This window comes from Paenarthrobacter sp. FR1 (assembly GCF_051106045.1).
In the GTDB taxonomy this organism is placed as follows: Bacteria; Actinomycetota; Actinomycetes; order Actinomycetales; family Micrococcaceae; genus Arthrobacter; species Arthrobacter nitroguajacolicus_A.
Map to the genome: position 1 here is coordinate 62,476 of NZ_JBPFSF010000007.1, position 23,479 is coordinate 85,954.

Annotated in this window: 20 protein-coding genes; 15 read left to right on the forward strand and 5 right to left on the reverse strand. The window is 63.6% G+C overall.

The features are described from left to right. Positions 1 to 120 precede the first annotated feature (120 nt). The 5 genes from ACR30Z_RS14685 (at position 121) to ACR30Z_RS14705 (ending at position 5,564) form a co-directional block, all read left to right on the forward strand. Complete coding sequence (locus ACR30Z_RS14685) at positions 121 to 1,518, forward strand: MFS transporter (protein WP_434373256.1); 1,398 nt, start codon at positions 121 to 123, stop codon at positions 1,516 to 1,518. Positions 1,519 to 1,634: 116 nt separating this feature from the next. Further along, complete coding sequence (locus ACR30Z_RS14690; protein ID WP_144650286.1) at positions 1,635 to 2,297, forward strand: response regulator transcription factor; 663 nt, start codon at positions 1,635 to 1,637, stop codon at positions 2,295 to 2,297. Continuing rightward, positions 2,294 to 3,706 carry a sensor histidine kinase gene (locus tag ACR30Z_RS14695; RefSeq protein ID WP_434373257.1) on the forward strand — a complete coding sequence of 471 codons (1,413 nt, stop codon included), beginning with the start codon at positions 2,294 to 2,296 and terminating at the stop codon, positions 3,704 to 3,706. The genes ACR30Z_RS14690 and ACR30Z_RS14695 overlap by 4 nt, the downstream gene beginning before the upstream one ends. Next, positions 3,699 to 4,679 carry a TAXI family TRAP transporter solute-binding subunit gene (locus ACR30Z_RS14700; RefSeq protein ID WP_434373258.1) on the forward strand — a complete coding sequence of 327 codons (981 nt, stop codon included), beginning with the start codon at positions 3,699 to 3,701 and terminating at the stop codon, positions 4,677 to 4,679. Before ACR30Z_RS14695 ends, ACR30Z_RS14700 begins: the two co-directional genes overlap by 8 nt. 48 nt (positions 4,680 to 4,727) lie before the next feature. Beyond that, positions 4,728 to 5,564, forward strand: a complete 837-nt coding sequence (locus tag ACR30Z_RS14705) for a hydroxymethylpyrimidine/phosphomethylpyrimidine kinase (RefSeq protein WP_434373259.1) — start codon at positions 4,728 to 4,730, stop codon at positions 5,562 to 5,564. A gap of 93 nt (positions 5,565 to 5,657) precedes the next feature. Here the strand turns inward: ACR30Z_RS14705 and ACR30Z_RS14710 are convergent, their stop codons facing one another. Then, positions 5,658 to 6,590, reverse strand: a complete 933-nt coding sequence (locus tag ACR30Z_RS14710) for a cytochrome b/b6 domain-containing protein (RefSeq protein WP_434373260.1) — start codon at positions 6,588 to 6,590, stop codon at positions 5,658 to 5,660. A gap of 303 nt (positions 6,591 to 6,893) precedes the next feature. Here ACR30Z_RS14710 and ACR30Z_RS14715 point away from each other — a divergent pair, with 303 nt between their 5' ends. Further along, complete coding sequence (locus ACR30Z_RS14715) at positions 6,894 to 7,508, forward strand: TetR/AcrR family transcriptional regulator (protein WP_144650276.1); 615 nt, start codon at positions 6,894 to 6,896, stop codon at positions 7,506 to 7,508. A gap of 138 nt (positions 7,509 to 7,646) precedes the next feature. Here the strand turns inward: ACR30Z_RS14715 and ACR30Z_RS14720 are convergent, their stop codons facing one another. Together ACR30Z_RS14720 and ACR30Z_RS14725 are read right to left on the reverse strand one after the other, a co-directional pair. Next, entirely contained in the window at positions 7,647 to 8,450 is an 804-nt protein-coding gene (locus tag ACR30Z_RS14720) for a MerR family transcriptional regulator (RefSeq protein ID WP_434373261.1), read from the reverse strand. A 179-nt stretch (positions 8,451 to 8,629) separates the two neighbouring features. Beyond that, positions 8,630 to 10,144 carry an XRE family transcriptional regulator gene (locus tag ACR30Z_RS14725; protein ID WP_020608529.1) on the reverse strand — a complete coding sequence of 505 codons (1,515 nt, stop codon included), beginning with the start codon at positions 10,142 to 10,144 and terminating at the stop codon, positions 8,630 to 8,632. Positions 10,145 to 10,300: 156 nt separating this feature from the next. Here ACR30Z_RS14725 and aceA point away from each other — a divergent pair, with 156 nt between their 5' ends. Further along, a complete protein-coding gene (aceA, locus tag ACR30Z_RS14730; RefSeq protein ID WP_144650270.1) occupies positions 10,301 to 11,632 on the forward strand; it encodes an isocitrate lyase in 1,332 nt (443 codons plus the stop codon). 92 nt (positions 11,633 to 11,724) lie between these two features. Continuing rightward, a complete protein-coding gene (gene aceB / locus ACR30Z_RS14735; RefSeq protein WP_144650269.1) occupies positions 11,725 to 13,377 on the forward strand; it encodes a malate synthase A in 1,653 nt (550 codons plus the stop codon). Between the two features lie 213 nt (positions 13,378 to 13,590). On the opposite strand, the gene ACR30Z_RS14740 is transcribed toward aceB, so the two are convergent. Together ACR30Z_RS14740 and ACR30Z_RS14745 are read right to left on the reverse strand one after the other, a co-directional pair. After that, positions 13,591 to 14,784 carry an MFS transporter gene (locus ACR30Z_RS14740; protein WP_144650267.1) on the reverse strand — a complete coding sequence of 398 codons (1,194 nt, stop codon included), beginning with the start codon at positions 14,782 to 14,784 and terminating at the stop codon, positions 13,591 to 13,593. Positions 14,785 to 14,869: 85 nt separating this feature from the next. Then, positions 14,870 to 16,087: an ROK family transcriptional regulator gene (locus ACR30Z_RS14745; protein WP_144650266.1), complete on the reverse strand. Its 1,218-nt coding sequence runs from the start codon at positions 16,085 to 16,087 to the stop codon at positions 14,870 to 14,872. 199 nt (positions 16,088 to 16,286) lie between these two features. Between ACR30Z_RS14745 and ACR30Z_RS14750 the strand changes: the two genes are divergently transcribed. The 7 genes from ACR30Z_RS14750 to ACR30Z_RS14780 all read left to right on the forward strand — a co-directional run bounded on the left by ACR30Z_RS14750 (position 16,287) and on the right by ACR30Z_RS14780 (position 23,460). Then, positions 16,287 to 17,390: a Gfo/Idh/MocA family protein gene (locus ACR30Z_RS14750; RefSeq protein ID WP_434373262.1), complete on the forward strand. Its 1,104-nt coding sequence runs from the start codon at positions 16,287 to 16,289 to the stop codon at positions 17,388 to 17,390. Further along, positions 17,387 to 18,202, forward strand: coding sequence for a hypothetical protein (locus tag ACR30Z_RS14755; RefSeq protein WP_434373264.1), 816 nt, complete (start codon positions 17,387 to 17,389; stop codon positions 18,200 to 18,202). The genes ACR30Z_RS14750 and ACR30Z_RS14755 overlap by 4 nt, the downstream gene beginning before the upstream one ends. Positions 18,203 to 18,317: 115 nt before the next feature. Continuing rightward, on the forward strand, positions 18,318 to 19,646 hold the full coding sequence (locus ACR30Z_RS14760; RefSeq protein ID WP_434373266.1) for an ABC transporter substrate-binding protein: 1,329 nt from the start codon (positions 18,318 to 18,320) through the stop codon (positions 19,644 to 19,646). A gap of 13 nt (positions 19,647 to 19,659) precedes the next feature. After that, a complete protein-coding gene (locus ACR30Z_RS14765; RefSeq protein WP_434373268.1) occupies positions 19,660 to 20,619 on the forward strand; it encodes a carbohydrate ABC transporter permease in 960 nt (319 codons plus the stop codon). After that, a complete protein-coding gene (locus ACR30Z_RS14770; RefSeq protein ID WP_144650255.1) occupies positions 20,619 to 21,512 on the forward strand; it encodes a carbohydrate ABC transporter permease in 894 nt (297 codons plus the stop codon). The genes ACR30Z_RS14765 and ACR30Z_RS14770 overlap by 1 nt, the downstream gene beginning before the upstream one ends. A gap of 68 nt (positions 21,513 to 21,580) precedes the next feature. Then, positions 21,581 to 22,342 (forward strand): sugar phosphate isomerase/epimerase family protein, encoded by a 762-nt coding sequence (locus ACR30Z_RS14775; protein ID WP_434373270.1) that lies wholly within the window; start codon positions 21,581 to 21,583, stop codon positions 22,340 to 22,342. Further along, a complete protein-coding gene (locus ACR30Z_RS14780; RefSeq protein WP_144650252.1) occupies positions 22,339 to 23,460 on the forward strand; it encodes a Gfo/Idh/MocA family protein in 1,122 nt (373 codons plus the stop codon). The genes ACR30Z_RS14775 and ACR30Z_RS14780 overlap by 4 nt, the downstream gene beginning before the upstream one ends. Positions 23,461 to 23,479 lie beyond the last annotated feature (19 nt).

The window sequence follows — 23,479 nt, forward strand, 5'->3', positions numbered from 1 at the left end:
GGGCCTTTCTTAGTCGACGAAGAGCCATGCGCAAGGACGCCATGAGCACGAGCTTCATGGACAGAACGAACTCATGCAAGACACGGCTGCCGTATGCGCAGCCGCCAGGAAGGTTCATTGATGAGCACCCAACAAGCTGTACCTCTGAGCGAAGCCGCCCAGACACGCAAGGCAGTGAGCAACATCCTCAAAGGCTCCGCGGGCAACCTCGTGGAGTGGTTCGACGTGTACGTTTACACCGCATTTGCGGCGTATTTCCAGTCGCACTTCTTCAACTCCTCCGACGATCTCCAGGCCGGCCTTGAAGCGATGGCCGTCTTCTCGACGTCGTTCCTCATGCGCCCGATCGGTAGCTGGTTCTTCGGCCGCTATGCCGACCGCAAGGGCCGTAAAGCCGCGCTCACGCTCAGCGTGACCATGATGTCCGCCGGCTCGTTCGCCATTGCGATCATGCCCACCCAGGATGTCATCGGTCTGTGGGCCATGATCCTCCTGGTCTTCATCCGCATGGTCCAAGGCTTCTCGGTGGGCGGCGAGTACGGAACCAGCGCCACCTACATGTCCGAGGCAGCGACGGCCAAACGCCGTGGCTTCTTCTCCAGCTTCCAATACGTGACGCTGATTGGCGGCCAGATGCTGGCCCTCCTGGTGCTCGTGATCCTGCAGAACACCATGAGCAAGGAAGACCTGACGCAGTGGGGCTGGAGGATTCCCTTCGCGATTGGTGGCGTCGCTGCCCTGGTAGTGCTCTGGCTGCGACGCTCCATGGAAGAGACCCTCTCTGCCGATCAGCTGCGCGCTGCGCACATCAAGGTTGAAGGCGAAGCCCAGCCGGGCACCATGAAGCTCCTGTTCACCAAGCATTGGAAGCCGCTGCTGATCTGCATCGGCATCACGCTCGGCGGCACGGTTGCCTTCTACACATACACCAACTTCATCCTGAAGTTCATGAACGATACGTCCGGTATCGCCAAGACGGATACCTCCGTGATCAACTTCTGGGCGCTCTTCATCTTCATGCTGCTCCAGCCCGTCTACGGCATGCTTTCGGACAAGATCGGCCGGAAGCCGCTGCTGATCTGGTTCGGTGTGACGGGCGTTCTGTTCACCTGGCCCCTGCTCTCGGCGCTGGCCGGGACCAAGGATCCGTTCGTGGCATTCCTGCTGATGTTTGGTGGACTGCTGATGGTGGGTGGCTACACGTCCATCAACGCGCTGGTGAAGGCTGAACTGTTCCCTGCGTCCATCCGTGCGCTCGGCGTAGGCCTGGGCTACGCGATCGCCAACTCGCTGTTCGGCGGTACGGTTCCGCTGATTGGTGCAGCGTTGCAGAAGTCCGGCCAGGTGGACATGTTCTTCACCTACGTCACGGCCGCCATCTTCATCTCGCTGCTGGTGTACATTTTCGCCCTCAAGAACAAGAAGCCGACGCACCTGGATGCCGAGCAGGGCAACGCCTTCGTCGCCAAAGGCACGGCGAAGGACGACGACGACAAGAAGGACCTCGTCAACGCCTGACCTGGCTGCCTTGCGAGGCCCGCTCTGCGCCCTTTGGATCCTCCGAAGGGCGCAGGGCGGGCCTCACAACGTTAAGCTCTAGTAGCGAACCAGCCCGCAACCCGAAGGATCAGACCGTGCACGTGCTCATCGTCGAGGATGACGACGCCATGGCGTCAGCCCTGAGCGCAGCCGTCGCCTCGGCCGGCCACAAACACACCCGGGTGTCCCGTGGCGAGGACGCGCTCCTGGCCCACCGACAGCACGAGGTCATCCTGCTGGACCTTGGCCTTCCGGACATGGACGGTTTGGACGTCTTGCGGAAGCTGCGCCAAGTCACAACAGTTCCCATCCTGATCCTGACGGCCCGTGACGACGAGCGAAGCGTGGTGCTGGGCCTGCGTTCGGGGGCTGATGACTACCTGGTGAAGCCCGTGAAACTCGTGGAGTTGCTCGCCAGGATCGAGGCAGTGACTCGGCGTACCAACCGCGCCGGCCAGGATGCTCCGCACAGCATCGTGCTCGGAGAACTGGAAGTGGACCTCGATCGCCGCGTGGCCGCCGTCGGGGAACGGCAACTGGCCCTCACGGCAACGGAGTTCGACCTTCTCAGCCTCCTCGTCAGGAACGCAGGCTCGGTGGTCACCCGCGAGCAGATCCTGGATGCCCTCTGGGGCGACGCTTTCCTGGCACACTCACGTTCCTTGGACGTGCACCTGACCGGGCTCAGGTCCAAGCTTCAGTTGCCTGGCTTCATCATCAACGTGCGCGGCGTCGGCTATCGCGTTGAGCAGCCGTGAAAGTCCGCGTACTTGGCATCTTGAGCCTGCTGGTGGTGATCATCGTGGTGACGGTGTCCAGCGTGATCCTGACCTCGGCCAGCCGGGAGCTCACGCAGGAACTGCAAATCAACCGCGTCGCAGCCCTCAACCGTTTCGCGCAGCTGGCCAGCGATGCCGCGGAAGACAACGACACTACCCAGCTCCAGCGCGAGATGGATCGGTACTCCGAACTCTACGGCGAGGGAATCCTGATCAGGTTGCAGGGGCGAATCATCCATTCCGGCGGTCTCAGCGAGGACCACCCCGACGTCGGCAATGCACTGAACCGGGCAAGCCTCAATCTCAGCGACACCACACTCAACCCTGTCCGGGCCTTCGGAACCGGCGGAGACACCATCTCAAGGTCCTTCGGCACGGCCAGCCAAGTACTTGGTGAGGTTGTCATGGAGGTGAATCTGGACGCGGCGCGACAGAAGCTACGGGAGCGTTGGATCGCCGTCGTGCTTGCCGCAGTGGCCCTGGGTGCCCTGCTTTTGCTGGCGGCAGCGCGCATCACGGCTTGGGTTCTCCGTCCGGTCCACAGACTGAGCAGGGCTGTCCACGAACTGGAAACCACGGGCAAAACGGGTCAGCTTCCCGAGGCCGGTCCGCCCGAATTGCGCGAGCTGAGCCGTTCGTTCACCGCCATGGCCGGCACCGTGACCGACAGCATGGAGTCCCAGCGCCGGCTCATCGCCGATACCTCGCACCAGCTCCGCAACCCTGTTGGCGCGCTGCGCTTGCGGATCGATCTTCTGCAGCTCGAGCTGAAAAGTGAGCCGGAAAAGGCTGCGGCGGCAGGCGTTGTGGCGGAACTTGAGCGCGTGGAGGAAATGCTCGACGGCGTGCTGAAGCTGGCTACTGCGGAACATCGCGCCTTCGAAGGGGCTGCCCGTGCGGACCAAGCGGAGCACCAACGCCACGCCGTCATTGATCCCTTCCCGATCCTGCAGGGCGAAGTGGAACGCGCGGCCCCCGCAGCCAGGAATGCTGGATCCCAGCTGTCTTTGGAAGGCCTCGCGCCCGGAAACCAGATCGCCTGCGACCCCGACGAACTTGCACACATGGTGGGCGAACTCCTCACCAACGCCATCAAGTACGCCCCGGGCGCCCACATCACAGTGGCGACCCTGCAGACGCAAGGCGGTACCGCCGTCGTGATTTCCGACGACGGTCCAGGCCTCCCAGCCGAACAGCTCGCTGCCTCCACCAGCAGGTTCTGGCGCGCGCCGCAGCACAGCAAGATCCCCGGCAACGGCTTGGGCATGACCATCGTGGAGCGGCTGGCACAGGCCAACCGCGGCCGGCTGGTCCTGGAACCGCACAAGCCGCACGGCCTGACGGCGCGCCTCGAATTCGCGAAGCCGGAGGAGGACATGCATGCCTGATCATCTGTCCCGGCGAAGCGCCCTCAAATCAGCCGTCGCTCTTGGCCTGGGCGGTCTGCTCGGATCAACTGCCGCCTGCACGCCGGAGGAACGCCCAAGGGAACTTACGGTTGCCGGTGGTGAATCAGGCGGCTTTTACCTTGAGTTCGCCACGCTGCTGGCGGACTTGCTCCAGCGGGAGCGCGTCGCCGAACGGGCCGTTGCGCTCACTACTGGCGGGAGTCTCGAGAACATCCAGCGGGTCCTGTCCGGCGAGGCGACCTTCGCCGTCGCCCTGGCCGATGCAGCCGCCCAGGCAACGGCTCCCGGCGGGAAATCAACACAGCCCGGAGAGGGCCTGGTGGCGCTGGGCAAGGTGTACCAGAACTACGTCCACTGCATCGTGCGGGAGGACAGCGGTATCCAAACCTTCGCCGACCTCGCCGGGAAGACCGCCGGCGTGGGCGAAGTTGGCTCGGGGACCACGCTGACTGCTGGGCGCATCATTACGGCCGCTGGGCTGTCCGGCCCGGGCCGCGCTCTGAAGCAGGTGAACCTCGGCCTGAACCAGGCACTGGCTTCGCTGAAGGACGGGTCGATCGACGTCATGATCCAGTCGGGTGGCGTTCCGACGGCCCCCATCGCCGCCGCTGCCCAGGGCATTGCGGTCAGGCTCCTGGATCTTTCCGACCTCATTCCCGCAACACGGGCGGAGTCGGGGTTCTTCTATGACCGCGTCCTGATTCCCGCCAACAGCTACGGCGACGCACCCGCCGTGTGGACCATCGGCGTCGCGAATCTGCTCCTATGCCGGAGGGATCTGGCCGACCATGTGGTTCGGCAGACCGTGGAACTGTTGGTGGAACAGGCCCAGGACCTGGTTCCGAAATCGAGCACTGGCGTCCAATTCCTCAGCCCCGAGACTCTGATCAACACCGCGGGAGTTCCCCTGCACCCCGCAGCGGAAGCGGCATATCGGCGTCTGCACGGCTGAGCCGCCCTCGAATCGGCGGACGGCAGGGCAACTGGCAAAATGGAAACCATGACTTCAGCCGTTGCCCCTGCCATTGCCCTGACCATTGCCGGCTCCGAAGCGACCGGTGGCGCCGGCGCGCAGGCGGACCTCAAGACTTTCCAGGAACTCGGAGTGTTCGGCATCGCGAACCTCACGTGCATCGTTTCCTTTAACCCGCAGGACAACTGGAACCACCGCTTTGTGCCGGTGGACCAGCAGGTCATCGCGGACCAGTTGGAAGCCACGACGGCGGCCTACGGTGCCGCTTCCGGCGCACCGTCGGTGCTGGATACCGTGAAGATTGGCATGCTCGGAAGCCCGGCAACCATCAGCACCGTAGAGAAGGCCTTGACGGACGGCTCGTTCAAGCACGTGGTTCTGGATCCCGTGTTGATCTGCAAGGGCCAGGAGCCGGGCCACGCACTGGACACCGACCAGGCTTTGAAGGCGCAGATCCTGCCGCTGGCAACCTTCGTCACGCCGAACCATTTCGAGGCCGAGTCCCTGTCAGGGCTGACCATTACCGATGAAGAGTCGCTCAAGGCTGCCGCCATCCGTATCCACGAGATCAGCGGCGCAGCAGTCCTCGCCAAGGGCGGGGTGCGGCTGGAAGGCCCGGACGCCGTCGACGTTTACTACGACGGCGAGACGCTGGAAGTTCTGCGGGCAGCGAAGGTGGGCGAGGTTGCCGTGTCCGGCGCCGGATGCTCGCTGGCTGCCGCAGTGACCGCCGAGCTGGCCAAGGGCGCAACGCCGCTGGAAGCAGCTCGTACGGCGAAGGCTTTTGTGACGGCGGGCATCAAGAACCGTGTATCCTCCGGGGCCCCCTTTGATGCTCTGTGGCAGGGCGGCGCTTTGTCCTAGCTCTTGCACAACGAGAACAGCCGCCCCGGATCGCTTCCGGGGCGGCTGTTTCTTTGCGTGCGGGTTCTTGCGTGCGGGTTCTTTACGTGCGGGTCAGCGCGAGACCTTACCCATGAGCGAGGCGATGGGTCGGAGGAACAGCGGGCGGGCAAGGAACCAGGCTGCCGCCGTGAAGATGATCGAAGCCGCGAAGATACCGAACCCCCACCAGCTGTTGTTGTCGTCGTTCGAGGCGTACATATGGTTGAGGTTTCTCAGCGCGCCCGTGGCCAGCACCAGTGTCACGTGGACGATCACGAAGGCAACGAAGTAGATCATCACCGGGAAGTGGATCTTGCGGGCCAGTTCGATCGGGTAGAACTTGTTGATTGCGGCCCTCTTGGGCCATGCACCGGACATCCGAAGGCCGGTAATGATGGCCAAAGGTGCTGCGATGAACACCGTGATGAAGTAGGTCAGGAGCTGGAGGCTGTTGTAGTTGTTCCAGCCGTTCTCGACTGGCCAGTTCAGCGAAGCGTACTGCAGTCCCGCTGAGATGGCGTTGGGGAAGACATCCCAGGTGGTGGGGACGATCCTCAACCATTGGCCGGTGGCGAAGAGCAGCACGATGAAGATGATGCCGTTCAGAACCCAGAGGGCATCCAGCGTCAGGTGGAACCACAGATCCAGGCTGATCTTGGTTGGCGGGTTCTTGGTCTTGATGAAGCCCTTGTTGTTCCGGGTCCAGTTTGCGGCCGGACGCGTGGTGGTCCGCACTTGCCACCCCGACCGGATGATCAGGACGATGAAGAACATGTTCAGGAAGTGTTGCCACCCCAGCCAGGCGGGGAAGCCAGTGGGAGTGCCTTCAGGAACTGCCGAGTGCCCGGGGTAGTCCACCAGGAATTGCTGGACCGGTTGAAGGGTCCGCAGCCATTGCGCGACGAGCACCAGGATCAGGGCCACCACCAAAGCTCCTGCGGTGACGACGACGGGCTTGAACCACCTGTTCGACGTGATCCCGGACGACTTGCTTGAAACGGACATCAGGCCGCGTTCCTCTCTGGCTTGTTTGGCTGCGACCAGTTGGCGCTATATAGCGATTCAACCAGTTGCAGCCCGACGGTGAAAACGGCACCCGGGTTTCGGGGCGTCCGACGTCAAAAATCGCAGCATTCGGATACATGCCGCAACATGTATTTCTAGAACAGACTTCCAGAATTATTTCCTCTGATTCATAGGTCCGTCAAGGCTTGCTGCTGGCTATGTGGATTCTTCCGAGGGTAGGATTCCAAAAATAGCCGGGGTCGACACTCCGGTCTTCGTCCTGACTGCGGGAGGAGCATCACCATGGTCCGCAAGACCTCCGACGTTGCCAGCAACGCGGGCTCCTGGCAGTGGACCCGCACCGCGGCAACCCAGCGCACCCTGTTGGACGCGGCCACCGAAGTGTTCGTCGAACATGGCTTCACCGACGCGAGCATCTCCGACATCGTTTCCCGCGCAGGGTCGAGCGTCGGCAGCCTCTACCACCACTTCGGCGGCAAGACCGAGCTCTTCCTTGCCCTGTGGGACGACTACCAAAACGAGCACGAGAGACTCGTTGCAGCGGCCGTGGCCAAAGCCCGCAAGGCCGGCGAAAACGATCCCCTGGCGCTCTTCAACGTGGGCAGCCGCAGCTACTTCGACTACACCTGGAAGCACCGGGAGCTGGAGCGGGTGTTCATTGAAGGCGACACTCCCCCGGGCTTCGAGGTTTTGCGGCGCGAACGCGGACGCGAGTGGGTCCGCCAAAATTCGGTACTCCTCGGGACCAGTGACGACACCTTGGGCCGGCTCACCGTTGCCGTGATCACGGACATCGTGACGGTGTCGGGCCAGGAAGTGGCATTGAGTGCCACCAAGCGCGAGGCGGACGAGGTAGTCAACGCCGCAGCGGTGCTGGTGCAGCGGCTGGTCCGCTGATCCCCACTCCTGCCCCTCGTTTATTCAAGGTGTTGATTCAAAGCCACCTCGACCAGCCACGGGCGGGTGATCCTCCACGGGCGCCCTACCCCCTGCAAGGATCTCCAATTCGAGCAATGGGAAGAACCATGGATTGCCTTAGACGCGGCGAACAGGCTGCTGCAACTCGGTAACCCAGTCGGACTGATCCTCTGAAATCGCTCGGACATACAGTTCCCGGCATGGCCCTGAATGGACAAGCCCCCGCGCGAATATCTCAGCGTGGAGAGCCTGCCAGCTCTCGGCAATGTGGTCCATGGAGCCCAGATGGACCCCGCAAACAGCAGTTTCCACGGCGGGAAGTTCGATGATCTCGAAGCCTTCACCTGCGGGACCCCCATAGGCGTAGCCGGCAATGATCTGCAGGCCCTCTTCAACGGTCTGGTACTGCGCGACCGGCGTTGTCAGAACCCCACACTCATCGCCGATAATCTCGGCAACAGCGTCAAAGGAGGGGCCCACGATACCGGCGACCTCAGGTTGGTCTGCTACGACCGCGCGGCGGGCTGCGAGACGGACGCCGGGCAGGGGTTTCTCGATAATTTCGATCTGGGACATGTGATTCTCTTTCTCGATGAGATGGAGCCGCCGTTGCACGTCAAGGAGACGGCCAGCAGCGATCTGATGTTCCTGCTCCACCTCTGCGCGGCGGATCCGCAACAGAGCTGCGATGCGATCAGCCTCGACGCCTTGGTCAAGAATCGACGAAATGTCATTGAGACCGAAACCAAGCTGGCGCAGGGCAACGATTCGATGCAGACGCTCAAGTTGAGAAGGATCATAGGATCTGTAGCCGCTGTACTCGTCCACGTGAGTTGGCACGAGCAGACCTGCGGCATCCCAATGCCGAAGCATGCGGTGGGTCACCTGCCCGATCTGCGCGAAAGCTCCGATGGATAACATGTCTTAGTTCTCCCGCCTTCCACAGTGTCAGAGTCAAGTGTCGCTCGAATCAGTCGCAACCCGGTGGTCCGCAGCCATGCACCGAACCTTTCTGCGAGGGCTGCCTCTCGAGAGCCCAAACTCAGGCACACGCGATGTGAGAGAGGGATCGCCAAATGCTGCTGGAATGTGAGAGAGCGTCAGCGCTCGGAGTGCGCCGCAAGGAAGGAGTACACCTCGGTCTCGTCCACGCCGGGGAACGCACCCGGAGGCATGGCTGCGAGCAGGTGCGAGTGGGCCCGGGCGGAGGGCCACGCGTTACCGGCCCACTCGTTCGCCAAAGAAGCCGGGGGCCGCTTGCAGCAGTTCGGGTCCGGGCAGTTGGATGTGGCACGGGCAGTCGTTTCCCGGCCACGGAACCACTTCACGTGCTGGTACGGCACACCAATACTCAGCGAAAACTCCCCGGCTGCGGAGCGCTCCGTACGGGCCGTGCACCAGTACGTGCCCGACGGCGTATCCGTGTACTGGCTGTAGGCGCTGAACTTGTCCGGCACATCGAAAACGGCCCGCGAGGTCCATGCCTTGCACGACGGCTGCCCCTCGATCGCCCCGGTGTGGTCCTGCGGGAAGGTCACGCCATCGTTCTCGTAGGCCTTGTAGATGATGCCGGATTGGTGCGTCTTCTGGAAGTGTGTGGTGATGCCCAGGTGCTTGGTGGCGAGGTTCGTGAACCGGTGCGCAGCTGTTTCGTAGGACACGGCGAAGGCGTCGCGGATGTCCTCCACTGCGATCTCCTTGGCGGCCTTGGCCTTTTGGAGGAACTCCACCGTGGCCTGCTCGGGCAGCAGCAATGCCGCAGCGAAGTAGTTGGTGGCCACCCGCTGCGCCAGGAAATCGCCGTAGTTACGCGGAGTTTCATGCCCCAGGACATAGTGACCCAGGGCCTGAAGCAGGACTGAGCGGGGGTCGTGATCCTGGCGCTGGTTCTGCGTCAGATAAATTCTGCGGTTCTTCAAGTCAGTCACCGACCGCGTGGAATGTGGCAGATCGCCCACGTGATGCAGGCTGAAACCAAGGTTCTCAGCGATGTCTGCAATGACGTGCTGGCTCAACGGACCCGTGGTGTAACCAACCCCCTTGAGGACCTTCTGCGCTTCGGCTTCATACTCGGGGAAATAGTTACCGCGCTCACGCATCATGGCACGCAACTCGCCGTTCGCGCGGCGGGCCTCTTCCGGCGTCGCGACTTGCTCATTAAGTTTGCGTTCGAGCTCCTGAAGCAGCCCCACCTGCGACTCCAGCACATCCAGCGGAAGCCGCGAGCTGATGCGGATTTTGGGCAGGTTCAACGATTCGTAGAGCGGTCCGCGCTGGTACCGCTCCAGCTCTATTTCCAGGGCAGCGCGACGGCTGGGCGGTTCGGCCCCGAGCAGCTGATCGATGCTCACGTTGAGGGAGGCAGCAAGCTGCTGCAGCAGCCCCAGTTTGGGTTCGCGCTTGCCGTTTTCGATCAGGCTCAGCTGGCTTGGAGCGGTCCCGACGGCGGCACTCAGGTCATCGAGCGTCAGCCCCGCCTGCTTGCGCAGATGGCGCACGCGGCGGCCAAGGCTGATGACGTCCAGTTCGGGGGACGCAGGGGACAACGACGGCGACGCGACTTCACGATTCCAGCTCACAGGCGACATTTCTTGAGAATACGCGAAGAAGTGCATTTCTTTCCATAGTTTTCCTCTAGCAACCCTCTTGGAAGTGCAGAAAAGTAGGTCTTACGAAAAAGAAATACAGACCCCGGGTAAGCCGGCCGATGCAGCAAAGGTGCAGCGGAGGCCGGCCCGGGGAGCCCCGCTTGGATTATTAGGAGACATGCAATGACCGCATCGTTTGAACCAGCAGAACAGCACTCCACACAGGAGACAGCAAGCGAGCAGGCAGCAGCGCTGGAACTCGAATGGTCCGCCAACCCGCGGTGGGAAGGCGTCACCCGTGATTACTCGGCTTCCGACGTCGTCCGCCTCCGTGGCCGCGTCTCCGAAGAGCACACCCTGGCCCGGCGCGGTTCGGAGAAGCTCTGGAAGCAGCTCACCGAGGAAGCTCCCACCGGCGGCTACACCAACGCCTTGGGCGCACTGACCGGCAACCAGGCCGTGCAGCAGGTCAAGGCCGGCCTCCGCGCCATCTACCTTTCCGGTTGGCAGGTGGCCGCTGACGCCAACCTCTCGGGCCAGACCTACCCGGACCAGTCCCTGTACCCGGCCAACTCGGTACCCCAGGTTGTCCGCCGCATCAACAACGCCCTGCTCCGCGCAGACCAGATCGAGTATGCCGAAGGCGTCAAGACCGTTGAAGACTGGCTTGTCCCGATCGTCGCCGACGCTGAAGCCGGCTTCGGTGGCCCGCTGAACGCCTACGAACTCATGAAATCCATGATTACCGCCGGCGCCTCGGGCGTTCACTGGGAAGACCAGCTCGCTTCGGAAAAGAAGTGCGGCCACCTGGGCGGCAAGGTGCTGATCCCCACCCAGCAGCACATCCGGACCCTGAACGCAGCCCGCCTGGCAGCCGACGTCGCCGGCACCCCCACGGTGGTCATCGCCCGCACCGACGCCGAGGCAGCAACGCTGATCACCTCCGACGTCGACGAGCGGGACCAGGAATTCATCACCGGTGAACGTACCGCCGAGGGCTTCTACAAGGTCCGCAACGGCATCGAACCCTGCATCGCCCGTGCCAAGGCCTACGCACCGTACTCCGACCTCATCTGGATGGAGACCGGCACCCCGGACCTGGAGCTGGCCCGCAAGTTCGCCGAATCGGTCAAGGCCGAGTTCCCGGACCAGATGCTCTCCTACAACTGCTCCCCGTCCTTCAACTGGCGCAAGCACCTGGACGACACCACCATCGCCAAGTTCCAGCGCGAACTCGGTGCCATGGGCTTCACGTTCCAGTTCATCACTTTGGCCGGCTTCCACGCCCTGAACTACTCGATGTTCGACCTCGCCCACGGCTACGCACGTGAAGGCATGAGCGCCTACGTCGAGCTCCAGGAAAAGGAATTCGCCTCCGAGTCCCGCGGCTACACCGCCACCAAGCACCAGCGCGAAGTCGGCACCGGCTACTTCGACGACATCGCGACCGCGCTCAACCCGAACGCATCCACTTTGGCCCTGGTGGGATCCACCGAAGAAGGCCAATTCCACTAAGAACTTGCCCAACTAGATAGCAGTAGTGGTTGTTTTGAAGGCTCAGAACAACCACTACTGCCAGTCAGTTGGGACCTTGAAAGGACATTCCCATGAACAGCTTCACTGACAACTTCACTATCAATGGCATTACCTTGACCGCGCAGCCCATTTGCCGGCAGAACGAGGTCCTCACGCCGGACGCTTTGGAGTTCATCGGCCAACTGCACCGGGCTACGGCTGATCGTCGTCAGGAGCTGATGCAAGCGCGGCATGCACGCCGCAACCAGATTTCCAGCGGCCAGGATCCCCGTTTCCTGCCGCAGACTGAGGCAATCCGGAACGATCCGTCCTGGCGCGTGGCTCCCCCGGCTCCGGGCTTGGAGGATCGTCGCGTCGAGATCACCGGTCCGGTGGACAAGAAGATGACCATCAACGCCCTGAACTCCGGCGCCAAGGTGTGGCTGGCCGACATGGAGGATTCGTCCACGCCGACGTGGCGAAACGTCATCCAGGGGCAGTTGAACCTGACGGACGCCTTGGAACGCCGGATCGATTTCACCACCCCTGAGGGCAAGGAATACAAGCTCAAGTCGGCCGAGGACCTGCCCACCATCGTGGTCCGCCCGCGTGGCTGGCACCTGCCGGAGAAGCACATGCTGATCGACGGCAAGCCGATCGCCGGCGGCATCGTGGACTTCGGCCTGTTCTTCTTCCACAACGCCCGCCGCCTGCTCGCTCAGGGCAAAGGCCCGTACTTCTACCTGCCGAAGATCGAGAACCACCTCGAAGCCCGCTTGTGGAATGACATTTTCGTCCTGGCACAGGATCTGCTCGGCATTCCGCAGGGCACCATCCGCGCCACGGTGTTGATCGAAACCATCACGGCAGCCTTCGAGATGGAGGAGATCCTGTACGAACTGCGCGACCACGCGAGCGGCTTGAATGCCGGGCGCTGGGACTACATCTTCTCCCTGATCAAGAACTTCCGCACCCGGGGTCCGCGCTTCGTGCTCCCGGACCGCGGCCAGGTAACCATGACCCAGCCGTTCATGCGGGCCTACACCGAACAGTTGGTCCGGGCTTGCCACCGCCGCGGTGCCATGGCAATTGGGGGCATGGCAGCAGCGGTCCCGAACCGGAAGGACGAGGCGGCCAACACGGCGTCGTTCGAGAAGGTCCGTGCGGACAAGACCCGCGAAGCCAACGACGGTTTCGACGGCTCCTGGGTGGCGCACCCGGACCTGGTGCCGGTATGCCGCTCGGTCTTCGATGAGGTTCTTGGAGACCGCCCCAACCAGCTGGACCGCAGCCGCGAGGACGTCACGCCGGATGACCGCGCACTCATCGACATCGCCAGCACCGAGGGCACCATCACGGAGTCCGGGGTTCGGCTGAACATCGAGGTGGGCATCCGCTACATCGAGTCTTGGCTGCGGGGCAACGGGGCTGTGGCCATCCACAACCTCATGGAGGACGCCGCCACCGCGGAGATCTCCCGGTCCCAGCTGTGGCAGTGGATCCACTCCCACGCCATCGTCGAGAACGGCGACATCATCACCCGTGAATGGGTGGAGGACCTGTTGGACGAGGAATTCGCCCGCCTGGAACGCTTCGACGGCGACCGCTTCGCTGATGCCCGCGCCATCTTCGAGGAAGTCACACTGGCCGAGGAGTTCCCCACGTTCCTGACCATTCCTGCGTACGCCCGCTTCCTCACCGAGGCCCGTGAAGAGGCCACGGAGGAGGAACTCGTCGCCGCCTAGCAGCGACGAACCAAGCCCCGACGCTGGGCTGCCTGCACTCTTCGCAACAAGTGACCCCGACCGTCGGGGAGGCAGCCCAGCACCGGGGCATTTCCATGCTCAGGACCTCCCGGTTCGGGGTTTCGCTGCACAGGATGCCGTGCGAACGGCATCCTCCGCAGGGAACCCCCGAATCGGCGGCGGAAGGGGCAAACCCGCCCGCCGCGCAGCGACCTAGCGCTGCCGGGCCACCCAGCGCACGGACAACGTGGTGCACACGCAGAACGCGAGCACCGAGCCGAGGATCACGAAGAGCGGCACCGTCCAGCCGTCGGACACACTGTGCACGTACCCAACAATGGTGGGAGCCAGGGCGGCGAAGCAGTAGCCCACCCCCTGCACCACGGCGGACATCTTCCCCGCGGCGGCCTGTGAATGGGCGAACTGGATGATGGCAATGAAGATCACCGTGATGCCACCGCCCTGGGCAACCCCGCCCAGCGAGGACCACAGCCACCAGAAACCAGGGGCCAGCAGTAAACCCACGGGGACCGTCAGCCACAGCGCGCTCAAGGTGACCGCCACCGTCGTCGTACTGGCGAAGCGGGCCAGGAGCGGAACGCCCAAGCCGCCCACAATCGCGAAGATCTGGAAGAGCGAGGAGCCCGCGCCGGCTTCGGCGGTGCCCATGGCGAGTTCGTCGGACAGGAAGCTCGGCAACCACGCGGTGACGCCGTAGTAGGAGAAGGCCTGGCCCGCGAAGCCAAGAGTCAGGCCCACGGTCAGCCAACGGACGCCCGCAACGCCGCCGGACGAGGAAGCAGGAGCAACAGGCACGGCCGCCGGAACGAACGCGCGCCGTGCACCGACAGTGGGCACCCAGAACAGGATCGCGGCCAAGGCCAGCAGGGCACTCGCGGCCAGGGCAAGCCGCCAGCCCACCAGCTCCGCCAGCGGCGCGGTGGCCACGGAGGTGAGGAAGGAGCCGATGTTCAGGGCGGCCGTGTATACGCCCATCGCGGTGGCCTGCCGTCTGGGAGCGAAGTCGCGCCGGATGATCAGCGGCACCGCGATGTTGCCGATGGTGATGGCCACGCCGATGATGACCGTTCCAGCCATCACCAACGCACCCCCGCCGCTGGAGCGGATCACCACGCCGGCCAGCACGCCCAGCAAAGTGAGCATGACGGCGAATTCAGCCCCCAGCCTGCGGCCTGCCAACGACGCCAAAGGGGACGCGAGGGAGAAGCAGAGCACCGGAATTCCGGTCAGCAGCCCGAGTTCCACCGGTGAGAACCCCAGGTCCTGCCGCAGCAGGTCCACCACGGGCGCCACGGCCACGAAGGGTCCGCGCATGTTGAGGGCAATGAGGCCGATGCAGGCAAGGATCAGCCAGCCGCGGGGAATCTTGGCGAGGAATTGGCTCATGGTGTGCTGCGAACGGTGGCAGGAAGCGTTTTCATCACTTTCATTGCTATCACGCCGTCAGCTGCCAAGCTGCACCCAACGGCGTTTATCCCGTCGCTTGGAGCGTGGCCTCAATCACTGCCGGGGACAGGACGTGTTGGGTGACCATCTGACTGGCACCAAGGATGGCCGCGCGGTCACCGGCCATCGAAATACCGATGCGCAAGTGCGTAGTGGCCAGCGGCAGGGAGCGCCGATAGACCACTTCGCGGATGCCGGCCACGAGGTGTTCACCGGCCTCCCCCACGCTGCCACCGATGATGATCATGGACGGATTGAGCAGGTTGACCACGGTTGCCAGTACATCGCCAACGTCGCGTCCGGCCTGCCGCAGGGCCTGGATGGCCTGCAGATTCCCCTCGCCCACCAGCCGCAGGACGTCAGCGCCGTTGGTAGCCTCCAGCCCCTGGGACTGCAGTTGACGCGCGACGGCGGGACCTGAGGCGAGCGCTTCAAGGCAGCCGTGGTTGCCACACCGGCAGAGGACGTCGTCGCCCCGTGGCACACGTACATGGCCGAGGTCGCCGGCGGTGCCGTTGGCTCCGCGCTGCAGTTCACCGCTGCTGATGATGCCCGCACCAATGCCTGTGGCTACCTTGATGAACAAAAAGTTGTGGTGGTCCGGCCAATACGCGGTTCGTTCGCCCAGGGCCATGATGTTGACGTCGTTGTCCACCAAGACCGGAACGGGCAGCGAGCGCTGAACGTACGTGACGACGTCGAATCCGTCCCACCCCGGCATGATCGGCGGCTTCACCGGCCGTCCGGTGTCGTGTTCCACGGGGCCGGGCAGTCCGATTCCCATGCCGGCGAGGTCGCCAAGTTCGCGGCCCGCTTCGGCGAGAAGTTCACGGCCGGCGGAGACAACGCGCCCCAGGACGACTTCCGGCCCGTCGGCGACTTCCTGGCCCAGCCGCCGCTCGGCGAGGATGCTTCCGCTGAGGTCGGTGACGGCGACAATCACGTGGGTAGCTCCGACGTCGACGGCCAGGACGACGCGCGCGGCGGGGTTGAAGGCAAAGCGCGACGGCGGCCTGCCGCCGCTGGAGGTTGCCTCACCGGCCGGTCCAACCAGACCGGAATTGATGAGGGCGTCAATGCGGGACGCGACGGTGGAACGGGCCAGCCCGGTGGTGACGGCGAGTTCGGCGCGGGTGCGGGCTCGGCCGTCGCGGAGAAGTTGGAAGAGGTCGCCAGCGCGCGAGAGATTGCCGGCCTCCAGGACGGAGGTATTTCCGGGGTCGTTTCCGGCGGCTGTTGTCATGCCTTTAGTGAAGCACGATTGCTTATGCGTGTCATGCAACAGAAGTTTGTCGGCAATATTTCAACTTTTGCTTGACGCTCGACAAAAGTCCCCCTAGGTTGTGATGAGCAGCACAGCAAGCCCCTCGATGATGAGTCCCAGCAGCATCGAGTTCCCCTTCCACTCAAGAGCCAGTCCGCTTACGAAGAGGTAACTGAACTTGTCCAGCCACCTAGACGTCGCCCCTTTGGGAGTCGGCATCCTCGGCGCCGGCCCGGTCACCCAGGCCATCCACTTGCCGTCCCTCGCCCGTTTGGGCGACATCCTCACCGTCCGCCACATCATGGACGTCGACCCCGCCGTGGCTGAGTCAGTCGCAGCCCGCGTGGGGGCCGCCCACAGCACCAGCATCGAAGCCCTCCTTGGGGACCCCGCGGTGGAAATTGTCGCCATCTGCAGTCCGCACCAGTTCCATGCAGAACAAGTCATCGTCGCTTGCCGAGCCGGTAAGAAAGCGGTCCTGTGCGAGAAGCCGTTCGCCATGAACGCCGAAGAAGCCGCACAGATCTCCGCCGTCAGCGAGGAAACCGGAGTCCCGATCATTGTGGGCGCCATGCACACCTTCGATCCCGGCTGGCTCGCTGCCCAGGAGAACTGGGATGACCTCCCCGAGACCGCGCACACCATCCGCTCCTCCATCGTCCTTCCGCCCAACGCACGATTTGAGGACTTCGCCACCGAGATCATCACCCGTCCAGCAGGCGGCTCCCCGGATTACTCGGACCCAGAGGTCATCAAGGGCGCACTCCGCGGCGGCATCATGGGACTGGCAATCCACGACCTTCCCTTGATTCGCAGGTTCACGCCCGACTTCAAGGACATCGAAGTGCTGGAGGCCCGCCATGTCCGGCCGTTTGGCTACGTCATCTCGCTGCGAACCCCTACCCGGACCATCGAACTCCGTGCCGCCATGAACAACACCTGGAAGCCTGAATGGAGCTTTGAGGCCTTTTCCGACGACGCCGCCCTCCGCATCGACTTCACTCCGTCCTACGTCCAGGCCGGCTCCGCGGTGGCGACGTTCTCGAAAAGCGGAGGGACAACCGGTGCCGTGACCACAAGCCTTGGCCCCTTCGAGCACAACGGCTACGAAGGCGAGTGGCGTGAACTCGCTGCCCTGGCCACCGGCACCAAGCAGCCACCGCCCGCACAGACCCTCATCGACGACCTCACGTTCGCCTTGGACATCGCAGATGCCACGGTTGCCCGCTTCGACGCCCGGCACACAACCTTGCCCGCCGTCCCCGAAGGAGCCCACGCATGAGCGCCCCCGTGGAGACCAAGCAGTACACCGTCCAGGCCACGCCTGAGGCCCGGGAAGCCGGCGCCGTGGCACTTGCCGTCGCGTCCCTTCCCGAATCGTTCGGTCCGGCAGTCGGTGGAAACGCAGCCGACGTCGTCGTCATCGCTGGCCGTCCGGGCTGGACCGCCGACGCTGCACAAGCCATCACTGCGGGAGCCCGCGGAGTGGTGGTGGTGAACCCGGCACCGGAAAGCACCGAATCCCTGCAGGCAACCGCCCAACGAAACGCCGCCGTGGTGGTCCTCGACCAGCGCTGGGCGACCAACCCCGCCCTCCCGGCAGCCGAGGACGCCATGCGTTCCATGACCGGCCGCGCCGCCGTCCTCGACACCGTCGCCACCGCTCCGGTGGGAACCGACATCGGTGAGCTGCTCGCAGACCATCTTTCCGCCGTCGTCCGCATGGCGGGACCGTTGGCGAACCTCCGGCTGGTTACCCGCGGACCGCACGGTTACACGGCGACGGCGGTGCTTGCCAACAGTGCGCCGGTTGCAGTGCAGGGCATCGTGACCGGCGCACGGCCCGCGGGCGTCAACGTCACGCTGTTGACCGACGACGGCGGTGTCAGCGCCACGCTGCCGGCACCCGTGGCTGCGTGGCCGGCAACGGTCAGAGTCACCGGACCGCAGGGCGAGCTGCTTCTTCCCACCATCTACGAATCCGCCCATCGCGCTACCTGGCGCCGGCTCAAGGAACACCTCGACGCCGGCACCATCCCCTCCGATCTGCAGCGCTTCGCCGCAACCTCGGAATCCATCGCAACCCTCACCTGAATTACCACCACAACAGCACTACCAAGCCATTCAGTATCCGTTTGCCCTACTCAAAGTTGAGCTGGACCGGAAGACCAACGCCACCATCGCGTTGCCGGTCCCGAAAGGAATCACTATGAATGTTCAGTCAGCAGCTACCCGTCCCTTCTCCCGCCGCAATTTCCTTGGCCTGACAGCAGCAGCAGCCTCAGTGCCGCTCCTTGCCGCCTGCGGTGGCGGTTCAGCAACCCAGAGCGGAGGCGGCGGTGCCGGTGGGACCGTCAAGTTCTGGGACATGCCATGGGCGACGCCCGCCTACAACGACTCCGCCAAGAAGATCGCTGAAGGCTTCGCCGGCGCGAACAATGCCAAGGCCAACTACCAGATCATCCAGTGGAACAACTTCTATCAAACGTTCTCCTCCGCCATCGCGTCCAAGACGGGCCCGGCCGTATCCACCGGCGGCGGTTTCCAGGCCTTCCAGTTCGAGCAGCAGGGCCAGATCGCTTACGCGGACAAGGTCATTGAGAAGCTGAAGTCCAACGGCCAGTTCGACGACTTCCTCCCCGGCGTGCTGGACCCGTTCAAGTCGGACAAGGGCTATGTGGCTGTGCCGTGGCAGCTGGACATGCGCGTGTTCTGGTACCGGAAGTCGCTGTTTGAAAAGGCCAACGTGGCACTGCCCACTGACTGGCCGTCCCTGCTGGAAGCCGGCAAGGCGCTGAAGAAGCTTGGTGCGTTCGGCTTCGCCACCGGAGCAGGCTCAGGCAATAACTACGGCAACCACTCCATGATCATGATGATGGTCAACAACGGGGGCGGCGTGTGGAACAAGGACGGCGAACTGGACCTGCTCAACGACCGTAACGTCGAAGCAATCGAATTCGTCCGTGAACTCGTCTCCAACGGCATCGTTGATCCCGCGGCCGTCAGCTACACCACGGACAACATGTCGGCTCAGTGGAAGGACGGGAAGGCTGGCTTCGGGCTGTTCCAGGTCAACGTTCCGCAGCGCGTTGGTGACACGTCCGGCGACTTGCTGGTGGCCGATCCCATCACCGGCCCGCACGGCGACAAAGCCACCATCGTGTTCCCGAACAACATCATGATGTACAAGAACACCCCGTCGCAGGAAGCCTCGGAAGAGTTCCTGGTGTACTACCTGGGCCAGCTCAAGGAACTGTGGAAGCAGAAGCTCATGTCAGCCCTCCCGGTGTTCAAGTCCATCACCGAGCTCCCCGAGTTCGCCGACGACCCCAACAACGTGAAGATCGTCAAGGACTGGCAGCCCATTGCCAAGACCTTCGCGGCCCAGGGCAGCACGCTCAACGCCAACCTCGCAGCCCTCGACGGCGGCCAGGCATTGAACCAGTTCAGCCAGTCGATCCTGACAGGCCAGGCACCCGACGCCAAGACCGCGCTCCAGACTTTCCAGTCCGGCCTCGAATCGGTCCTGAAGAAGTAGAACGGTACCTGCCATGTCATCCACCACTGCTACATCAGGCCTGTCCCGGGCCCGCCGGGGGCTGGCCCCCGGCGGCTCGGGGGCCTCCCCGGGGCGCAAGAGCAAGCTCAGCGCACAAACCACCCGGACCTTCTTCTGGCTGCTGCTCCCTTCCGTGGTCCTGCTGGTCCTGATCCACGGCTACCCCCTGATCCATGCCGCCGTCCAGGCAACCCACGACGGCGACCTGCTCCAGACCGGCAACTTCGTAGGCGGCGAGAACTTCGCCAGCGTCCTGTCCTCGCCCGCGTTCTGGAAAGCAGCGCAGTTCACGCTCTGGTTCACGATTGTTGGCGTGTTCGGCTCCTGGCTCGTCGGCCTGGGAGTGGCCCTCCTGCTGCGGACCAAAATCCCTGCCGGCAACACCTTCAAAGTCCTGCTGCTCCTGCCGTGGGTGGTACCGATCGTGGTCTCATCCACCGCCTGGAACTGGCTCGTGGCCACCCCGGACAGCCTCATTCCGTCGATCTTCCGTGGCCTCGGCTTTGGAACCCCGCTGTTCCTGGCAGATCCGACGCTCGCCTCCATCACCGTCATGGTGTTCAAGGTCTGGGTCAGCTTCCCGTTCATGATGATGATGATTTCCGCGGCCTTGGCGTCCGTTGACACCACCGTCTACGAAGCAGCCAGCATGGACGGCGCCTCCAAGTGGCAGCAGTTCACCCAGATCACCCTGCCGCTGATCGCCCGCTCCACCTACATCTCGTGGATCCTCATGACGATCTTCTGCGTCAACGACTTCCCCACCATTTACCTGCTCACTGGCGGCGGCCCCGTCAGCGCCACCACCTCCTTGGTGGTGCTGGCCTACCGCACGGTCTTCCAGGACTTCGCCACCGGCCCCGGCGTGGCCATCGCCTTCCTCATGACCATGACCTTGGTGGTCATCTCCGTCATCCTGTACCGCCAGATCCGAAAGTCGAGCGTCGAATAATGAGCGCTGTACTCCACGCACACCCCGAATCCGGCCCGGCCCTCGGCATCGCAGACACGGGCAAGACCCGCCGCGTCCTCTCCGAAGCCGGCATGCGCGGACGCTGGTGGCGCTTCGTCCTGATCCTGGCCATCACTGTGATCGTCCTGGTCCCCATCATGGTCACCGTGGTCCTGGCCTTCACCCCCGGCGTCAACAGCACGGCAACCGGCCTCACCTTCGAGAACCTCGCCAATGTCTTCAACGGCACGCTGGCCGCAACGTGGCTGCAGAACAGCCTGGTGACCACCCTTTCCACCGTGGTGGTTTCCGTCGCTGTGGCAGCGCCCGCCGGCTACGTCCTCTCCCGCGGCCGCAGCAAGGCCGTGTCCGGGTACTCCCTGCTGCTGTTCGTGATGCAGTCCTTGCCGATCATCACCTCCGTTGTTCCGCTGTTCATCCTGTTCGCAGGCATGGGCCTGGTGGATAACCTGCTGGGCATCACCATCATCTACGTCGGCTCCACCATGACCGTGGCCACCTGGATGATGGCCGCCTACTTCGACTCCATCCCCATCAGCCTCGAAGAAGCGTCCTGGATTGATGGCTGCTCGGTGTTCGGTTCCTTCACCAAAGTGGTGCTCCGGAACTCATTGCCCGGCATCCTCTCCACCGCCATCTTCGCCTTCCTGCTGGCCTGGAACGACTACCTGGTAGCCATCGTGTTCCTCCGCTCCAACGAGATCTTCACACTGCCGATGGGTGTCCAATCCTTCTTCCAGCAGAACGCCACGGACTGGACCTCCGTGATGGCGTTGGCCGTGGTGATGATGCTTCCGCCGATCATCGTCTTCGCCACCCTGAATAAGTACTTCAGCGTTGGCGGAATCGGTGGCTCCCTTGCCGGGCGCTAACTAGACTGGCGCCAACTCCCTTCACCAATCTGAATTCCCTGCACAACCCTCTCCCGAAAAGGAACCCAATGTCGTACTCACTCCAGCTGTACACCCTCCGCAATGCCATCCAGGAGGACCTGCCTGGAACCATCAAGAAGGTAGCCGGGATCGGCTTCACGCAGGTTGAACCGTACAACTTCGTGGCTACCGCCAAAGAGCTCGGAGCCGCGCTGAAGGAGAACGGACTTACCGCTCCTTCAGGGCACGCACCGCTCCTGTCCCAGGATCAGGATGAGATCTTCGCCGCGGCCAAGGAACTGGGCATCACCACGGTGATCGATCCCTTCCTGCCGGCCGAGCACTGGCAGGACGCCGAGACCATCCAGGGCACGGCAGCCAAACTCAATGCTGCCGCCAAGAAGGGTGCTGAGTATGGCATTCGCGTGGGTTACCACAACCACGCATGGGAGCTGGAGTCCACCATCGAGGGCAAGACAGCGCTGGAGTACTTCGAAGGACTGCTGGATCCGGAACTCGTCCTTGAGGTCGACACCTACTGGGTGGCCGTAGGTGGCCAGGATCCCGTGGAACTCCTGGCTCGTTTGGGTGACCGCGTGAAGCTGATCCACATTAAGGACGGCCCGGGAAACACTGACACCAAAGCCCAGCAGCCCGCCGGGCAGGGCACCATCCCCGTGTTGGACGTCATCGCTGCTGCCAAGTCCTTGGAAGTTGGCGTGGTGGAATTCGACGACTACTCAGGAGACATCTTCGAAGGCATCACCGAGAGCCTGAACTACCTGACTGCCGCCGCCAGCGCAGATGCAGCAGAAGGAGCCAAGGCATGAGCTTCGCACCATCCACCCGCAAGGGTCCCGTCGGCGTCGCCGTTATCGGCGCGGGCAACATCAGCAAGCAATACCTGGACAACCTCACCGTCTTCCCCGACCTGAAAGTCCTGGTGATCGCCGACCTCTTCGTGGAGGCCGCCGAGGCACGGGCCAAGGAATACGGGATCCCGGAGTTCGGTGCCCCTGAGCTGGCACTGAACCATCCCGACGTCGAAATCATCGTGAACCTGACCATCCCGGCAGCGCATGTCGAGGTGGCCACGGCGGCAGTCAACGCGGGTAAGCACGTCTGGACCGAGAAGCCGTTCTCGCTGGACCGCGAATCCGGGCTGGGCCTGCTCAAAGCAGCCGATGCTGCCGGGATCCGCCTCGGCACCGCCCCGGACACGTTCCTCGGCGCAGGCTTGCAGACCGCCCGGCGCATCATCGAGCGCGGCGACATCGGCACGCCCCTGACCGGCATGACCACGTTCCAGACGCCGGGCCCGGAATCCTGGCACCCGAACCCGGCCTTCCTGTTCCAGCACGGCGCCGGCCCCCTGTTCGACATGGGCCCGTACTACCTGACCGCCCTGATCCAGACGTTCGGATCGATCCGCAAGGTGGCCGCCGTCGGCTCCTCCGCCAAGGCGACCCGCGTCATTGGTTCCGGGCCCAAGGCCGGCGAGGAATTCGCCGTCGAGGTCCCCACGCATGTGTCCGCGATGGCGCAGTTCGAAGGCGGACAATCCAGCCACAGCGTGTTCAGCTTCGAATCGCCGCGCCTGCGGATGGGCTTCGTGGAGATCACGGGCTCGGAGGCTACGCTGTCACTACCGGACCCGAACTATTTCGACGGCGACCTGAAGCTGTGGCGTCCGGGCGCGGAAGAACCGGAGATCATCCCGGCAACCGGGCCTGCCAACGGCCGCGGCCTGGGTGTGCTGGATATGGCCCGCGCACTGCGTGCCGGCACCGCACACCGCGCCACGGGCGACCTCGCCTACCACGTGCTGGACAGCATGGTCTCGATCGCCGAGTCCGTGGAATCCGGCTCGTTCGTGGACGTCACCAGCAATGCACCCGTCTCGGCTGCCCTCCCTGAAGACTGGGCGCCCGAAACCGCAACGCTCTAGCAGCCCGCAAGGCGATAGG

What these genes read in the sequence shown, in the direction of transcription:
- ACR30Z_RS14685 (WP_434373256.1), top strand. Translation starts at nt 121, where the DNA reads ATGAGCACCCAACAAGCTGTACCTCTGAGCGAAGCCGCCCAGACACGC.
- ACR30Z_RS14700 (WP_434373258.1), top strand. Translation starts at nt 3,699, where the DNA reads ATGCCTGATCATCTGTCCCGGCGAAGCGCCCTCAAATCAGCCGTCGCT.
- ACR30Z_RS14705 (WP_434373259.1), top strand. Translation starts at nt 4,728, where the DNA reads ATGACTTCAGCCGTTGCCCCTGCCATTGCCCTGACCATTGCCGGCTCC.
- ACR30Z_RS14710 (WP_434373260.1), bottom strand. Translation starts at nt 6,590, where the DNA reads ATGTCCGTTTCAAGCAAGTCGTCCGGGATCACGTCGAACAGGTGGTTC.
- ACR30Z_RS14715 (WP_144650276.1), top strand. Translation starts at nt 6,894, where the DNA reads ATGGTCCGCAAGACCTCCGACGTTGCCAGCAACGCGGGCTCCTGGCAG.
- ACR30Z_RS14720 (WP_434373261.1), bottom strand. Translation starts at nt 8,450, where the DNA reads ATGTTATCCATCGGAGCTTTCGCGCAGATCGGGCAGGTGACCCACCGC.
- ACR30Z_RS14725 (WP_020608529.1), bottom strand. Translation starts at nt 10,144, where the DNA reads ATGCACTTCTTCGCGTATTCTCAAGAAATGTCGCCTGTGAGCTGGAAT.
- aceA (WP_144650270.1), top strand. Translation starts at nt 10,301, where the DNA reads ATGACCGCATCGTTTGAACCAGCAGAACAGCACTCCACACAGGAGACA.
- aceB (WP_144650269.1), top strand. Translation starts at nt 11,725, where the DNA reads ATGAACAGCTTCACTGACAACTTCACTATCAATGGCATTACCTTGACC.
- ACR30Z_RS14740 (WP_144650267.1), bottom strand. Translation starts at nt 14,784, where the DNA reads ATGAGCCAATTCCTCGCCAAGATTCCCCGCGGCTGGCTGATCCTTGCC.
- ACR30Z_RS14745 (WP_144650266.1), bottom strand. Translation starts at nt 16,087, where the DNA reads ATGACAACAGCCGCCGGAAACGACCCCGGAAATACCTCCGTCCTGGAG.
- ACR30Z_RS14755 (WP_434373264.1), top strand. Translation starts at nt 17,387, where the DNA reads ATGAGCGCCCCCGTGGAGACCAAGCAGTACACCGTCCAGGCCACGCCT.
- ACR30Z_RS14760 (WP_434373266.1), top strand. Translation starts at nt 18,318, where the DNA reads ATGAATGTTCAGTCAGCAGCTACCCGTCCCTTCTCCCGCCGCAATTTC.
- ACR30Z_RS14765 (WP_434373268.1), top strand. Translation starts at nt 19,660, where the DNA reads ATGTCATCCACCACTGCTACATCAGGCCTGTCCCGGGCCCGCCGGGGG.
- ACR30Z_RS14770 (WP_144650255.1), top strand. Translation starts at nt 20,619, where the DNA reads ATGAGCGCTGTACTCCACGCACACCCCGAATCCGGCCCGGCCCTCGGC.
- ACR30Z_RS14775 (WP_434373270.1), top strand. Translation starts at nt 21,581, where the DNA reads ATGTCGTACTCACTCCAGCTGTACACCCTCCGCAATGCCATCCAGGAG.
- ACR30Z_RS14780 (WP_144650252.1), top strand. Translation starts at nt 22,339, where the DNA reads ATGAGCTTCGCACCATCCACCCGCAAGGGTCCCGTCGGCGTCGCCGTT.